The sequence below is a fragment of the Actinoallomurus sp. NPDC050550 genome (assembly GCF_040655075.1).
Classification (GTDB): Bacteria; Actinomycetota; Actinomycetes; order Streptosporangiales; family Streptosporangiaceae; genus Actinoallomurus.
This window is the reverse complement of record NZ_JBFAJC010000041.1, coordinates 18,157-32,147: the sequence shown is the minus strand read 5'-3', so window position 1 is coordinate 32,147 and position 13,991 is coordinate 18,157. Positions and strand designations below refer to the sequence as shown.

The 13,991-nt window shown below is 72.5% G+C and carries 12 protein-coding genes; 7 read left to right on the top strand and 5 right to left on the bottom strand.

The features are described 5' to 3' along the window. The first annotated feature begins 2 nt into the window (after positions 1-2). On the top strand, positions 3-1,376 hold the full coding sequence (locus AB0I04_RS39020; RefSeq protein ID WP_360896748.1) for a HAMP domain-containing sensor histidine kinase: 1,374 nt from the start codon (positions 3-5) through the stop codon (positions 1,374-1,376). On the opposite strand, the gene AB0I04_RS39015 is transcribed toward AB0I04_RS39020, so the two are convergent. After that, a complete protein-coding gene (locus AB0I04_RS39015; protein WP_360896746.1) occupies positions 1,366-2,394 on the bottom strand; it encodes a TAXI family TRAP transporter solute-binding subunit in 1,029 nt (342 codons plus the stop codon). The two genes, AB0I04_RS39020 and AB0I04_RS39015, sit on opposite strands and share 11 nt — an antisense overlap. A 224-nt stretch (positions 2,395-2,618) precedes the next feature. Here AB0I04_RS39015 and AB0I04_RS39010 point away from each other — a divergent pair, with 224 nt between their 5' ends. From AB0I04_RS39010 to AB0I04_RS38995, 4 genes are all read left to right on the top strand, one after another. Then, positions 2,619-2,858 carry a hypothetical protein gene (locus AB0I04_RS39010; protein ID WP_360896743.1) on the top strand — a complete coding sequence of 80 codons (240 nt, stop codon included), beginning with the start codon at positions 2,619-2,621 and terminating at the stop codon, positions 2,856-2,858. A 185-nt stretch (positions 2,859-3,043) separates the two neighbouring features. Further along, positions 3,044-5,632: a right-handed parallel beta-helix repeat-containing protein gene (locus AB0I04_RS39005; RefSeq protein ID WP_360896740.1), complete on the top strand. Its 2,589-nt coding sequence runs from the start codon at positions 3,044-3,046 to the stop codon at positions 5,630-5,632. Between the two features lie 177 nt (positions 5,633-5,809). Continuing rightward, positions 5,810-6,625 carry an SAM-dependent methyltransferase gene (locus AB0I04_RS39000; protein WP_360896738.1) on the top strand — a complete coding sequence of 272 codons (816 nt, stop codon included), beginning with the start codon at positions 5,810-5,812 and terminating at the stop codon, positions 6,623-6,625. 157 nt (positions 6,626-6,782) lie between these two features. Further along, positions 6,783-8,492, top strand: coding sequence for a DEAD/DEAH box helicase (locus AB0I04_RS38995; RefSeq protein WP_360896735.1), 1,710 nt, complete (start codon positions 6,783-6,785; stop codon positions 8,490-8,492). A 152-nt stretch (positions 8,493-8,644) separates the two neighbouring features. Here the strand turns inward: AB0I04_RS38995 and AB0I04_RS38990 are convergent, their stop codons facing one another. Further along, complete coding sequence (locus AB0I04_RS38990) at positions 8,645-9,586, bottom strand: LysR family transcriptional regulator (RefSeq protein WP_360896732.1); 942 nt, start codon at positions 9,584-9,586, stop codon at positions 8,645-8,647. Between the two features lie 112 nt (positions 9,587-9,698). Here AB0I04_RS38990 and AB0I04_RS38985 point away from each other — a divergent pair, with 112 nt between their 5' ends. Then, positions 9,699-9,902: a hypothetical protein gene (locus AB0I04_RS38985; protein WP_360896729.1), complete on the top strand. Its 204-nt coding sequence runs from the start codon at positions 9,699-9,701 to the stop codon at positions 9,900-9,902. Between the two features lie 342 nt (positions 9,903-10,244). On the opposite strand, the gene AB0I04_RS38980 is transcribed toward AB0I04_RS38985, so the two are convergent. Further along, complete coding sequence (locus AB0I04_RS38980; RefSeq protein ID WP_360896726.1) at positions 10,245-11,138, bottom strand: DUF2268 domain-containing putative Zn-dependent protease; 894 nt, start codon at positions 11,136-11,138, stop codon at positions 10,245-10,247. Between the two features lie 154 nt (positions 11,139-11,292). Here AB0I04_RS38980 and AB0I04_RS38975 point away from each other — a divergent pair, with 154 nt between their 5' ends. Further along, positions 11,293-12,063 (top strand): NAD(P)H-binding protein, encoded by a 771-nt coding sequence (locus tag AB0I04_RS38975; protein WP_360896723.1) that lies wholly within the window; start codon positions 11,293-11,295, stop codon positions 12,061-12,063. Positions 12,064-12,130: 67 nt separating this feature from the next. Here AB0I04_RS38975 and AB0I04_RS38970 read toward each other — a convergent pair whose 3' ends face one another. Beyond that, the gene (locus AB0I04_RS38970; protein WP_360896716.1) at positions 12,131-13,204 is read right to left on the bottom strand and encodes a hypothetical protein; all 1,074 of its coding nucleotides are present in this window, start codon (positions 13,202-13,204) and stop codon (positions 12,131-12,133) included. 42 nt (positions 13,205-13,246) lie between these two features. Beyond that, positions 13,247-13,900 (bottom strand): hypothetical protein, encoded by a 654-nt coding sequence (locus AB0I04_RS38965; protein WP_360896714.1) that lies wholly within the window; start codon positions 13,898-13,900, stop codon positions 13,247-13,249. Positions 13,901-13,991 lie beyond the last annotated feature (91 nt).

Below are 13,991 nucleotides of genomic sequence, written 5' to 3'. Positions count from 1 at the left end.
CCGTGCGCGCCCGTCTGATTCTCGTCCTCAACACTCTCGTCATCTGCAGCCTGCTGGCGCTCGGCGTCCCGCTGGCGACGAGCATCGTCCGACAACACCAGGAGGCGCTGTTCCAGGACCGCCTTGAGGACACGACGCGATTCGCGGCGATCGCCGTAGGCGCGCCCATCGGCGCGTCCTCCTCGGACGTCGGCTCCGAGCTCACGCGCTACCGCCAGCTGTACGGCGTGCCGGCGGCGGTGGTCGACCGGCAGCGCTCGACCTGGGTCAGCACGCCCGGCTATCCCGGCAATGAGACGGCCGACGTCGCGGCCGGGCTACGGCAGGCGTTCGCGGGCCGGCACAGCACCGACTTCCGCACGATCTGGCCCTGGGACGACCGTCCCCTCGTCGTGGCCGCGCCGATGACGCGGAATGGCGACGTCATCGGAGCCGTGGTGACGGTGTCGTCCACGGAACGCATGCGCTCCGCCGTCACCGGCGACTGGTCGGTGCTCGCCGCCGCCGAGGCGGTCGCCGTACTGCTGTTCCTGGCACTCGCCCACCTGCTGGCCACCTGGGTCCTGCGGCCCGTGCGCGCGCTCGACGCGGTGACCCACACGATCGCGACCGGCCGCCTCGACGTGCGCGCGCCGGCCGCCACCGGCCCTCCGGAGCTGCGCCGTCTTACAGGGTCGTTCAACGAGATGGTGCAGAAGGTGGAGGCCACGATGGAACGTCAGCGCGCCTTCGTCGCCGACGCCTCTCACCAGCTGCGCAACCCGCTGTCCGCCGTCATGCTGCGGTTGGAGGGGCTGGCGCTGTCCCTGCCCCCGGGGTCGGAAGAGGAGCTCCAGGATCTCCGGCACGAGGCCCAGCGCCTCACCCGTGTCCTCGACGACCTGCTGGAACTCGCCCTCGCCGAGGAGGGCGCCTCCGAGGTGGAGACCATCGACCTGGCCGTGCTCGTCGACGAACGTGTCACCGCCTGGCAGGTCGTCGCCGACCAGCGCGCCATCGAGGTGCGCCGGAGCTGGGAGGGACCGGTGCTGGGCGCCGCAGACCCCACCGGCGTCGGCAGCGCCTTCGACGCGGTGATCGACAACGCGCTGAAGTTCTCCCCAGAGGGATCGGCCGTCACCGTCGAGGTCGCCGAGGCCGGTGACGACATCGAGATCCGCGTCACCGATGAGGGCTCCGGCCTGCCGCCCGAGGAGCTCGCCCGCATCGGCGACCGGTTCTGGCGCAGCCCCGGCCACCAGAACATCGACGGCTCCGGCCTCGGGCTCTCCGTCGCCCGTACGCTCCTCGAAGCGAGCGGCGGCCGGCTGGAGGTGGCCGCCGCCGAGGGCGCGGGCCTGCGGGTGACCATGGCGGTGTCCGCCGTCAGAGCTTGATGGACTGGTAGTACCGCACTGCTCCCGGATGCAGCGGCACGGGATCGGTCTGGACGGCGCTGCGCACGTCCAGCAGCTCGGCCGAGGGAACGGCCGCCGCGATGGCGTTCCGGTCGTTGATCAGGATCTCGGTCAGGCGGTAGGCGAGCCCGTTGTCGAGAGAGGGCGGGGTCACCAGGAAGTTGGCCAGGGCGAGGGTCTGGACCTCGTCGACGTTCACGTAGGTGCCGCCGGGGATCGTGGCCGCCCGGTAGTACGGGCCGTAGCGCCTGCGGATCTCGGGCGCCAGCCCGCCCAGCGGGATGAAGCGGAGCGGCAGGCGCCCGGCGAGCTCGGCGATCCCGGCCGTGGGCAGGCCCCCGGACCAGAAGAACGCGTCGATGAAGCCCGAGTGCAGCGCGGCGGTCGCGTCGTCCAGGCCCATGTGGACCCGCCGCACTTGTCGTTGCACCTTCGGCCCGGCGGCGGCCAGCACCCGCTGGGCCACGATCTCCACGCCCGACCCTTTCCCGCCGACCGAGACGACCCGGCCGCGCAGGTCGTTGATCGACCAGAAGCCCGACGATCCCGAGACCACCAGGTGGATGTAGTCGTCGTACAGGCGGGCCAGCGCCCGGAGCGGCATGCCGGATCCGGACATCGTGGCGCCGGCGGCGTCCGCCGCCACGAACGCCAGCCGGTCGCGGCCGTCCTGCAGCCGCTGAAGGTTGTCGACGGACCCGGTGGTGACGTCCACCGAGGTACGAACTCCCGGGAGCCCTCGGTCGATCAGTCCGGCGAGCCGCCGGCCGTACAGGTAGTAGACCCCGTCCGCGACGCCGGTCGCGATCGGCAGCGGCCCCTTCCGATAGTCGCCCGAGTCCCCGGTCAGCGCGCAGCCGCCGGCCGCTCCGAGCCCGGCGGTCCCCAGGGCGGCCAGCCCGAGACCGGCCCGGAGCGCCGTCCTCCGGTCCGGCATGCTCGCCCGGCTCGGGTAGCCGGACGGTTGCGCACGGTAGGCCATAAGCCATGATCTCACCCGCCGGGACGGTGCTGGTGCGCGTTGCGGCATCGTGATCGAGCGAGGTCGCGGCATTGTGATCGAGCGAGATGTACCGGATGCCGAATCGTGCAATCGCGGCACTCGCGTGCGGCAGATGAGCCTGGCAAGCTTGATCGCGTGGGTATGCCAGGAATACGGATCGTGAGTACTTCCGGCCGTGCCGGCCGGACTCCGCGGCGCCTCTTCCCCAGGTGCTCGCGGTGACGACAAGAGCCACCAGGACGCGCGGGCCTGCGGCGACCAGGACGCGCGGCCCGGCGGCGACCGCGGCCGGCCGGCTCGTGGCGGCGATCGGTGAGCTCGTGGCGACTGCGGCCGGTGGGCTCGTGGCAGAAATGGGTGGGCTCGTGGCGACTGCGGTCGGCGGCCGCGTGGCGACGGCCGGTGGGTTCGTGGCGACGGCCGCTGGGTTCGTGGTGGCGATCGGCGGGCGGCCCTGACCGGCCCCCGGCCTCCGGTCCCCGGGTCGGGAGGCCCGGGAGATCGGCGGCCTTCCGGTCAGCAGGGACCGCTGGGAGAGTCCAGGGTCAAGGCGGGGTGGCAGCGCGTCGCGCCCGGAGCCTGGGGCGGGCACCGGACGATCGGCGCCGCCGTACGGGCCGCCGCCGACGGCGCGGTGGTCTCCGTGCCACCCGGCGTCTACAACGAGGCGCTCATCGTCGACCGTGACGTCACGATCGTCGCCGCCAGGGGCGCGGGAACCGTGCGCGTCGTCTCGCCGCACGGGCCGGCGCTCAGCCTCCACGGCTGCTCGGCCACCGTGCGCGACCTCACGCTCGAGGCGCCCGCGTCGGCGGACGTGGCCGTGCTGGTCCGCTCCGGCGTTCCGGTGATCGAACGTTGCGAGATCAGCGGTGGGGGCCTCACCTTCACCGACGCCGCGTTCACGCTGCGCGGCTGCACCGTGCGTGACGCGGGCGACTCGGGCGTGCGCGTGACGGGTACGAGCACGGGCATCGTCGCCGACTGCACCGTACGGTCCGTGGCAGGCCCGGGCGTACGCCTCGAAGGCTTCGCCCAGCTCGAGTGCGTCCGAACGGTCGTCGACGGGGCGCGCGGCCCCGGCCTGCAGCTGACCGGCGGCGCCCACGGGCTGTTCACGGACTGCGAGGTCAGCGGGTCGGGCAAGGCCGCGCTGGCCATCGGAGCGGCGGCGTACGCCTACCTCCGGGGGTGCAAGCTGCACGACTCCGGCGCGCAGGGGGTGCGCCTGGAGGACTCGGCGGGAGCGGCAGAGCTGGCGCCCGGCGCCGCCCACCGGGACGACGAGGCCGAAGGCGCCTCGGCCGGCCTGGACGACCGCCGCGTGCGGCTCGAGGGGTGCGAGATCGTCCGCACCAAGGCCGAGGGCGTCCTCATCCGCGGCGAGGCCGTCGCCCGGCTGAAGGACTGTCAGGTCCGCGAGACCGACGCGGTGGCGATCATGGCGACCGGGTCGTGCCGGCTGGAGCTGGAGGACGTGCGCGCGGTCGACGTCACGGGGACGGCGCTGGTCGTCACCGGTTCGGCCGCCGTACGGGCCCGCCGGTCGGTCTTCGCGCGTTCGGCGGCCAACGGGGTCCACTGCAAGGGCGACGCGGTCGTGTTGCTGCGCGAGTGCGAGATCGCCCGGACGGCGTTCACGGCGGTCCACCTGGGCGGCGGCGCGCGGGCCACGTTGCAGGACTGCCACATCCGCGAGTCGCCGGAGCACGGCGTCCGGGTCGACGAGCGCGCCGACCTGCTCGCCGAGCGGACCCGGATCGAGCGGGCCCGGATGGCCGGGGTTTCGGTGGAGGGCGCCGACGCCGTGCTGCGCGAGTGCCGGATCAGCGACGTCGAGATGGGGGCACAGATCACCACGCGGCACCGGCCGCTGCTCGACGCCTGCGACTTCTCCGACGTGGCGCGTACCGGGGTCGAGGTCGGGCCCGACACCGGTGTGCTGATCCGCGGGGGCCGCGTGTCGGGGACCGGCTCGGCCGGGTTGTTCCTCGATGAGGGCAGCGAGGCGTGGATCGAGGACGTCGAGATCTGCGACACCGAGGGCAGCGCGCTGGTGATCTGGACGGGAGCGCGCCCGCGCGTCCGGTCGGTGACCATCGCCCGGTGCGGGAAGAACGGCGTGTACATGAACGAGGGCGCCGCGGGCGTGCTCGAGGACTGCGACATCTCCGAGACGGGCTTTCCCTCGCTGTACGTCGGTCCGCACGCCACACCCACCGTGCGCCGTTGCCTGGTCCACGACACGAAGGAGGACCTCACCGTCGCGGAGGGCGCCGAGCCGGTCTTCCAGGACTGCCGTACCGGCAACGTGGCCACCAGCGCGATGCCGCTCGCCGAGCGCAGCCAGCGCGCCGTGCTCCGACCCGGCGCCGCGAACGCCACCGTGCGCGGCGCCCTCGCGAACGAGGAGGGAGAGGAGGACCTGGCCGACCTCCTCGCCGAGCTCGAGCGTCTGGTCGGCCTCGGCCGCGTCAAGCAGGAGGTCGCCTCTCTGGCCAAGCTGATGCAGATGGTCAAGCGCCGCGAGGAGGTGGGGCTCTCGCCGCCGCCGCTGTCCCGGCATCTGGTGTTCGCCGGCAACCCGGGCACCGGCAAGACCACCGTCGCCCGCCTCTACGGCCGGATCCTCGCGGCCCTGGGGCTGCTGTCCAGCGGCCACCTGGTCGAGACCGACCGCGGTGACCTGGTGGGGGAGTACGTCGGGCACACCGCGCCGAAGACGCAGGCCGTGTTCAAGCGGGCGTTCGGCGGCGTGCTGTTCGTCGACGAGGCGTACGCCCTGGCGCCGTACGGGCAGAGCAACGACTTCGGGCAGGAGGCCATCGCCACGCTGGTCAAGCTGATGGAGGATCACCGCGACGAGGTCGTCGTGATCGCCGCCGGCTATCCCGGGGACATGGAGCGGTTCATCGATTCCAACCCGGGGCTCGCGTCGCGGTTCACCCGCACGCTGACCTTCGAGGACTACTCCTCCGACGAGCTCGTCCGGATCGTGCAGCACCAGGCTCGGCAACACGACTACCACCTGCCGGACGAGACCCTCGCCCGCCTGCTGGACTACTTCGAGCGGTACCCGCGCGGAGCGCGGTTCGGCAACGGCCGCGCGGCCCGGCAGGTGTTCCAGCGGGTGACCGAGCAGCAGGCGCAGCGGGTGGCGGAGCTGCGCGCGCCGACGAAGGAGGACCTGACGCTCGTACGGCCGGAGGATCTTCCAGATGGGCCGCTTTAGAGCCCACGCGGAATGGGCGCCGGATCAGGGAGCGGCGTCCTGGCCGCGAGGTGCCGCCAGGACGCCGCGAGCCCGGCAGTTCATTCCGCGCGGGCTCTTAGATCGTCTTTGGATGGCCCGGCGGTTAACGCCGGTTTCTGGGATGATCTCAGCGTGGTGGTTCGTGAGGGAGCAGAGGTGGAGTCAGCGCCGCGGTCGTCCGGCTTCGATCCGACGACGCCGAACGAAGCCCGGATGCTCGACTACATGCTCGGCGGGAAGGACAATTTCGCCGCCGACCGGGCCGCCGCCGACCGGGCCCTCGCCCTCGCCCCCGAGCTGCCCATGATGGCGCGCGAGTCGCGCAAGTTCCTCAACCGGGCGGTGCGCTTCCTCGTGGCGGCCGGAATCCGGCAGTTCGTCGACATCGGCTGCGGGCTGCCGACCCAGGGGCCCGTGCACGAGGTCGCGCAGGCCGCGGCCCCGGACGCGCGGGTCGTCTACGTCGACAACGACCCGCTCGTCGTGAACCACGCCCAGGCGCTCCTGACGTACACCGCCCGGACCGCCGCCATCCACGCGGACCTGCGCGAACCCGAGGAGCTGCTCGCCCATCCGCGGCTGACGGAGCTGATCGACCTGGGGCGGCCGGTCGGGGTCGTGCTGGTCGGCGTGCTGGGCGTGATTCCAGAGGACGACGTCGTGCGGAGCGTCGTCGGCCGGCTGCGCGGGGCGGTCGTGTCCGGGAGCCACCTGGTCATGACGCAGGCCATCTCCGACGTGCGCCCTGAGGTCACCGAGCAGCTGGCCGCGCTCTACCAGGACGAGCAGATCGTCCGCGGGTCGCGCCGGCGCAACGTCCGCACCCGGGCGGAGGCCGAGCGCTCCTTCGAGGGGCTCCACCTCGTCGAGCCCGGTATCGTCCATGTACCGGCCTGGCGCCCGGACCCCGGCGAACCCTCCGTCGACCCCCGGGAGGTCTGGGCGATCGCGGGCGTGGGGCGCAAGCCCTGACGGGCACCGCCGCGGAAAACCCCAGCCCCGAGCGTTCACCTTCTGCGCCTTCCGCGCGGACGATCCTGCCCCGTCAGGAACGCTCCAACCCGGGGTGGTCGAACGACGCCGACCGGAACGGTGTAGGCGTAGAGGTGAGCTTTGGAAGGACGAGTCGATGATGACCCCCAATGAGTCCGAAGGCACGGCCGAGGGCATGACGGGCTTCGCGGACCTGCCGCTGCGGCCGGAGCTGCTGAACGCCCTGACCGGTCTGGGCTACGAGGAGCCCACGCCGATCCAGCGGGAGGCGATCCCGCCGCTGATCGAAGGTGGCGACCTCGTCGGGCAGGCGGCGACGGGGACGGGCAAGACCGCGGCGTTCGCGCTGCCGATCCTGCAGCGGATGGCGGAGGACCGGGGCGCCGGGCCGTTCGCCCTCGTGCTCGTGCCGACCCGTGAGCTGGCCGTCCAGGTCTCCCAGGCGTTCCACCGGTACGGCCGGGAACTGGGGGCGCGCGCCCTGCCGATCTACGGTGGCCAGCCGATCGGCTGGCAGATCAAGTCGATCGAGCGCGGAGTCGACGTCGTGGTCGCCACGCCGGGACGGGCCCTCGACCACATCAGGCGCGGCACGCTCCGGCTGGACACCGTACGCGTCGTCGTCCTCGACGAGGCCGACGAGATGCTCGACATGGGCTTCGCCGAGGACATCGAGGCGATCCTGCAGGAGACCCCCGAGGAACGCCAGACCGTGCTGTTCTCGGCGACGCTGCCTCCGCGCATCGAGGGCCTCACCGGGCGCTACCTGCGCGAGCCCGCCCGCATCCAGATGGGCCGCGAGGCGGCCGCGCCGGGCGAGACGCCGAAGGTGCGGCAGGAGGCGTACATCGTCGGCCGCGCCCACAAGCCGGCGGCGCTCGGGCGGCTGCTCGACGTGGAGGCGCCCACGGCCGCGATCGTGTTCTGCCGGACGCGTGAGGAGGTCGACACGCTCACCGAGAACCTCAACGGCTCCGGCTACCGCGCGGAGGCCCTGCACGGCGGGATGAGCCAGGAGCACCGGGACCGGGTCATGGGGCGGCTGCGGGGCGGCACCGCCGAATTGCTCATCGCCACCGACGTGGCCGCGCGAGGACTCGACATCGAGCAGCTCACCCACGTCGTCAACTACAACGTCCCCTCCGCGCCCGAGACGTACGTGCACCGCATCGGCCGCGTCGGGCGCGCGGGCCGCGAGGGCGTCGCGATCACTCTCGCGGAGCCGCGCGAGCACCGCATGCTCAAGGCGATCGAGCGTCAGACCAAGCAGCGGATCGCCGTTCAGAAGGTCCCGACCGTCGCCGACCTGCGGGCCCGGCGTTTCGAGCTGACCCGCGCGGCACTGCAGGAGAGCCTTCTCGAGGACGACCTGCAGCAGTTCCTTGCCGTGGTCGAGCCGCTCGCCGAGGAGTTCGACGTCATGGAGGTGGCGCTCGCGGCGGTCAAGCTCGCGTACGACTCCAGCGGGGCGACGGCCGACGAGGAGGAGATCCCGGAGGTCGCCCCCCAGCCGTCCCGCGACGGGCGTGACGGCCGCGACCGCCGGGACGGCGGCCGCCGCGAACGCCGTGGCCGCGGACCCTCCGAGGGCATGACGCGGCTGTTCGTCGGTGCCGGCCGCAGCGCCGGCATCCGGCCGCAGGACCTGGTCGGCGCCATCGCCGGCGAGTCCCGCCTGTCCGGGCGCGACATCGGCACGATCGAGATCGCGGACCGCTTCTCCCTCGTCGAGATCCCCGACGGCGCCGCCGAGGACGTGATCAAGGCCCTGCGCAAGACCACCATCAAGGGCCGCAAGCCCACCGTCCGCCGCGAACGCGACGCCACCAACCGCCGCTCCCGCTGACGTCTGGGGCGCGCCTGCGGCGGGGCGGCGGGTCGCCCCGTCGCGGCGGGCGCGAACGGATGCCTGCGGTCACTCCGGCGACGGCGGGGCGCCCCGCTCAGTGCTACGGAGCGTCGGCCGGGCGGGGGTGTCAGGCCGACAATTTGATCGCCTTACGTTGGGCGGGCGACGCCGGGGTGCTCGGCCGTCAGCGTGTCGGCCGCGGCCCGCAAGGCGTCGAGGACCGCGCGGACCGACGGCCGTACGTCGCCGTCCTTGCGGGTCCAGACGATCACGAGGCGCCGCACGGTCGCGTCGGCCAGATCGCGGACGACGATCCCGGACTGCTCGGTGAAGCGGACCAGCTCGGGCAGGAAGCCGATGGCCTGGCCGTGGGCGGCGAGGGCGAGGTTCACGAGCAGGTCGTTCGAGCGGTACCGGATCTCGGGGCGGAAACCGCCGTGCTCCACGCACAGCCGCTCGGTGATCTCGGCGTGCGATGTGCCGGGGTGCCCGGACGCCCACACCTCGCCCGCGAGGTCGGCGATCCGCACGGCCGACTCCGAGGCGGCGAGGCGGTGCCCGGCGGGCAGGATCAGCCGGGTCGGCTCGATGAGCAGGACCTCGTCGGTCAGGTCGGCGGTGCGCGGCCGCCGGAGCCTGTCGTATTCGTTGCTGATGACCAGGTCGACCTCCTGCAGGACCAGAGACTGCAGGGCGTGCTCGAACTCGTCATCGAGCACCTCGACGACGAGGTCCGGGTACTGGGCGGTCAGCGCCTCCAGGGCGGGCGCCACCAGGTGCAGCAGGGCGGTCTGGAACGCGACGAGCCGTACGGTCCCGGCGACCAGTCCGCACGCGGCACGCGCGGCGTCTTCGGCCTGCTTGGCCTGGGCGAGGAGACCTTCGGCGGCGCGCGCGAGCGTCTCGCCGGCCTCGGTCAGCCGCAGGCGGCGGCCGACGCGTTCGGTGAGCGGCACCCCGATGTCCTTCTGGAGCTGGGCCAGCTGCTGCGACACCGCGGACGGGCTGTAGCCGAGCGCGCCGGCGACCGCGCCGACCGTGCCGCGCAGTTGAAGCTCGCGCAGTACTCGCAACCGGACCAGGTCGATCATTCAGTAAGTCTTACACGTTCCATGCAGTAATGCTCGCTGGACCTTCATGGTCGACGAGCGCACAATGTAAGTACCAAGAAAGCAGAACACTGATGACTGAGGAGTAACCCCCATGTGGACCATGTTCGCGATCGTCGTCGCGCTCGCCGTGCTCGGCCCGCTCGTCGGCGCGGACAGCCGCGACGGCCTCGACTGGGCGCGGAACCACTTCTGGCTGCGCCGCCGCACCGCCGAGAAGGCGGCCACCGCCCGCACCTCCGAGGCCGCCACCCGCGCCCACGTTCGCGAGCACCGCACGGTCCCGGCCGCCCGCTGACCCCAGCCGCCCGCTGACCCGGGCCGTCCGCTGACCCGGGCCACTCTCTGAGCCGGGCCGTCCGCTGAGCCGGGCCACTCTCTGAGCCGGGCCACTCTCTGAGCCGGGCCGTCCGCTGAGCCGGGCCACTCTCTGAGCCCGGCCGCCCACCGGTCCCGGCCGCCGGCTGATCCCAGGCCGTCCACCGGTCCCGGCCACCCACTGATCCTCGCTTTCCCGCTGACCCTGGCCGCCCGCCCACCTGCGGTCCGGGTCCGTCGATCCGCCCCCGCATGGATCGACAGCACGCGGCACACGCGGATCGCCCGGCGCCACCGCGCCCGCGCGATCCCGTACGGGCGGTCACGCGTTGGTCGGTACGCCCGCGTTGACGAGGATCTCGCGCGCCGGGAGGGCGATGCTCTGGGCGGCGGTCAGGCCGGAGGCCGCCAGGTGGGCGTCCACGATCCGTAGGCCGGCCGCGTACCCGGCGAAGTCCGGCAGCCCCACGGGCTGCTGCCCCATGAGCTGCGCGGTGGCGTCGCCGAAGACGTACGCGGTCAGGTTCTGCATCCCGGCCACGTCGATCCCGGCAGTGATCTTCTCGTAGGCGCTGTCCAGCTCCGCGCCGGTCAGGCCGGTCGCCCAGGGGCCCATGGCCTGCTCGCCGGCCAGTTCCCGTACGAACGCCTCGGCCAGCCCCTCGGCGACGACCTGTTCGCCGACCGTGACGGCCATCGGGTTCCAGACCACGTTCGCATAGCGCACGTTGTGGTGGAGTTCATGGGCCGCGGCGTGGCCGATCTTCTGCAGGCTCGTGCCGGTCGGCCACATCGCCAGGTGGATCGCGCCTGGGATGCCGCCCATACCGAAGTAGCCGGCGCTGCGGACCGTCAGGTGGTGGTCGTCGGGGTCGCCGAGCACCAGGACGACGTGCACGGTCTCGGCGTGCTCGATACCCGGCACCGCGCCGCTGATCCGCTCCCAGGCGGCGGCGAGTGAGTCCTCGATCCGGCTCCACACGCCCGCGTCCTGCATCTGACGCACGGCGGACACGTACCGGGGGTCGTCGCGGTCGAGGCGGAAGCCACTGCCCATCTTCTGGTGCATCTGGACGAGGTCGATATCGCCCATCACGGAGGACATCGTGCTCTGGAGCGGGCTGAGCATTTCTCGTAGGGCGTCGGGCCGCTCCTCCAGCGGTCGCTGCAGGAGATCGAGCATGGCCGACGCCGTGTCGTGAACCACGATCTTCATGGCTCGGGACCGTAAGGCCTCCTGTTACGTAAGGGTCAAACCGTGTCGACGAGGACCCTGCGAGGATTTCCAAGACTGCGTCGTCACGTTCCCGGGTCGTACGTCGTCTCCCTCATGACGGATCGGATCGAACCAATGAACAGGGAGTCGATAGATGAAGATCGCGGTAGCGGGAGCAACGGGGATGGTCGGTCGTCATCTCGTGGCGGTGCTCGAGGACGGCGGGCACGATGTGGTCGCGATGTCGCGTTCCGCCGGTGTGGACCTGGTCACCGGTGACGGTCTTGCCGAGGCTCTGAAGGGCGTGGAGTGCGTCATCGACGTGGCCAACGCCGGAACGACGGATCAGGCCGCGGCCACCGAGTTCTTCACCGGCGCGGCCCGGAACCTGCAGGAGGCCGGGGAGCGGGCCGGCGTGCGCCGGCTGGTCGTGCTGTCCATCCTGGGGGTCGACCGGTTCTCCGGCGGGTATTTCGCGGCCAAGGCGGCGCAGGAGCGGGCCGCGGCCTCGGGTTCGGTTCCGGTGAGCGTGCTGCGCGCGGCGCAGTTCCATGAGTTCGCCGGGCAGACGCTCGAGTGGGGCAGGCAGGGCGAGGTGAGTCACGTGCCGGTCATGCGCGTGCAGCCGGTGGCCGCCGAGGCGGTCGCCCGGGCGCTCGCCGACCTGGCAACCGGCGCCGGGCCGGCGCCGGCCACGGGATCGGGCGGGGCGTCGATCTTGGAGATCGCCGGTCCGCGGGAGGAGCAGCTCGTCGACATGGCCACCCGCCTCGCGGCCCGGCGCGGCGACCCGGTGCGCGTCGAAGGCGCGGAAGACCCGGCGGATCCGGACCGCGACGTGGTGAGGGCCGGTGCGCTGCTGCCCGGCCCGAATGCCACCCTCACCGGCCCGACGTTCCAGGAGTGGCTCGACGCCGCGGTCTGACTCCGGCCTCCCTGCCGGGGGTTGTCGGGGTTCCGGCCACGAAGACCCTCGGCGACCGTGGCGGGGCTCAGCGCTGACGTACGAACTCCAGGCGCACGGGGTCGTTGTCGGCGATCAGCATGACCACGCCGTGCCGCGGAGTCCAGCCGTCGGAGAAGAGGACGTAGTGACCGCCGGTGTGGAGGTCGAGCCGCAGGCCGGTGTACCGGTAGCGGTAGGCGGCGTTGGCGTCGGGGAGGGGCGTCTCCGTCACCCCCGGGGCCGTGAGATACAGGCGTTTGGGACTGTAGACCACGACTTCGGTCAGGCCCTTGATGTCGGCGGCGAAGCGGTCCGCCAGCGCGTAGCCCAGCACCTTCGCGTAGTTGGACGCCCCCCAGAACAGCGAGACCCCGACGATGATCGCGGTGAACGAGCGCAGCAGTGCCACTCTTCCCGGCGGTGGCTCGCCCGCGTCGGGCAGCATGCTCCGCAGCTGGGCGACGTAGAGCACGAGGAGGACGCCCGCGCCGATGCTGAAGGGGAAGGCGACGTAGGCCGTCACCTGCCAGACGTAACCGAGGATCCAGACGAGGCCGGGGAGGATGAGCCAGGCGAACGGCAGGATCCCGAGCGTCCACCGGACGACGCGGTCGTCTCGCCCCCGGGAACGGATCCGGCGCACCAGCCGGTCGTCCCACTGGAGCCACGCCATCCCGCCGACCGCGATGATCAGGAGGAGTACGAGGACCGGCCCGACGCTGCGGAGTACGTAGTCGCGGGTCGGCATCCCGAGGATGCTTTCGTCGAAGCCGAGCCGCTCCGACTGCGCGTCATTGCGCTGCCAGCCGAAGAAGACGAGGAGGGCGGTGAGGACGGTGGCGTTGGCGACGATGCCGACGAACCAGCGGAGGATCTCGCCGCCCTTCCCACCCTCCCCGTCCGTCTCACCCGCCGCCGTCTCCTCCGCCTCCGAGGCCGAAGCTTTCGACCCTGAAGCCGGCGGCGTCGGGGTCGAGTCCGGTGTCCCCTCGACGGGCGCCGGTGTCCCCATCTCAGGGACACCCGGCCGCGCGGCCGACGTACCCGCGTCCGGCGCCGTTACGGCAGGCGGAGCGGCCGGTGTTCCCGGTGGCGTCTCCCGCCCGTCGGTGGGCGGCACCGCCGAGGCCTCCTTACGATCGGGGTGGCCGTCCGGCATGGGTCAGCCGCCGGTTCCGGAGGAGGACTCGGGGGAGTCGGAGGGACCGGTCACCGGCGGGGACGAGTCCCCGCCTCCGGGTGACGAGGAGTCGGAGGGGTCCGGCGGAGGCGATGGACACGTGCCGTACGCGGACTTCGGCTGCTGGTGGACGACGGACTCGTCGGCCCGGTACAGCTCACAGAGGAACCAGTGCTCCGGGCTGATTTCCGGCCGGTGGACCGCTGAGATACCCGCCCGTGCGGTGCTCAGATCACCGCGGCACAACGCGACACCGACCCGGAGAAGGGCCTTGACGTCGTCGCTGCTGATTTGATCGGCGTCGAGGTCCCGCTGGGCCCCCTCGCAGTCGTTCTTCTGCAGGTCCAGGTAGACCACGCCGGCCGAGGCCTCGCCGGTGGCCGGGCCGAAGGGCAGACTGAAGCCGTACCGGCCACCGCCACCGCCGTTACCGTTTCCGCCACCGCCGTTCCCCCCACCGCCGCCGTTCCCTCCGGAGCCGCCGTGGTCGCCGCCGCCTGAGCCGCTCACGGCGCCGCTGTTACAGCCGCTCAGTAGCACGACGGCGCATGCCAGGGCCGCCAGCGGCCGGCCGATTCTTCGGCTCGGGCCGTGACGCGGCCCGGGCGGGATCTGGATCGATGCTCTGGTCGCCATGAGGCCGACCTCCCCGTCTGCTGGTGGGTCCGGCCCGCAGAGCTGACGCGGGCCGTGGACCGCCCGGCCGGCACCCCCGTGGCGGCCGGGC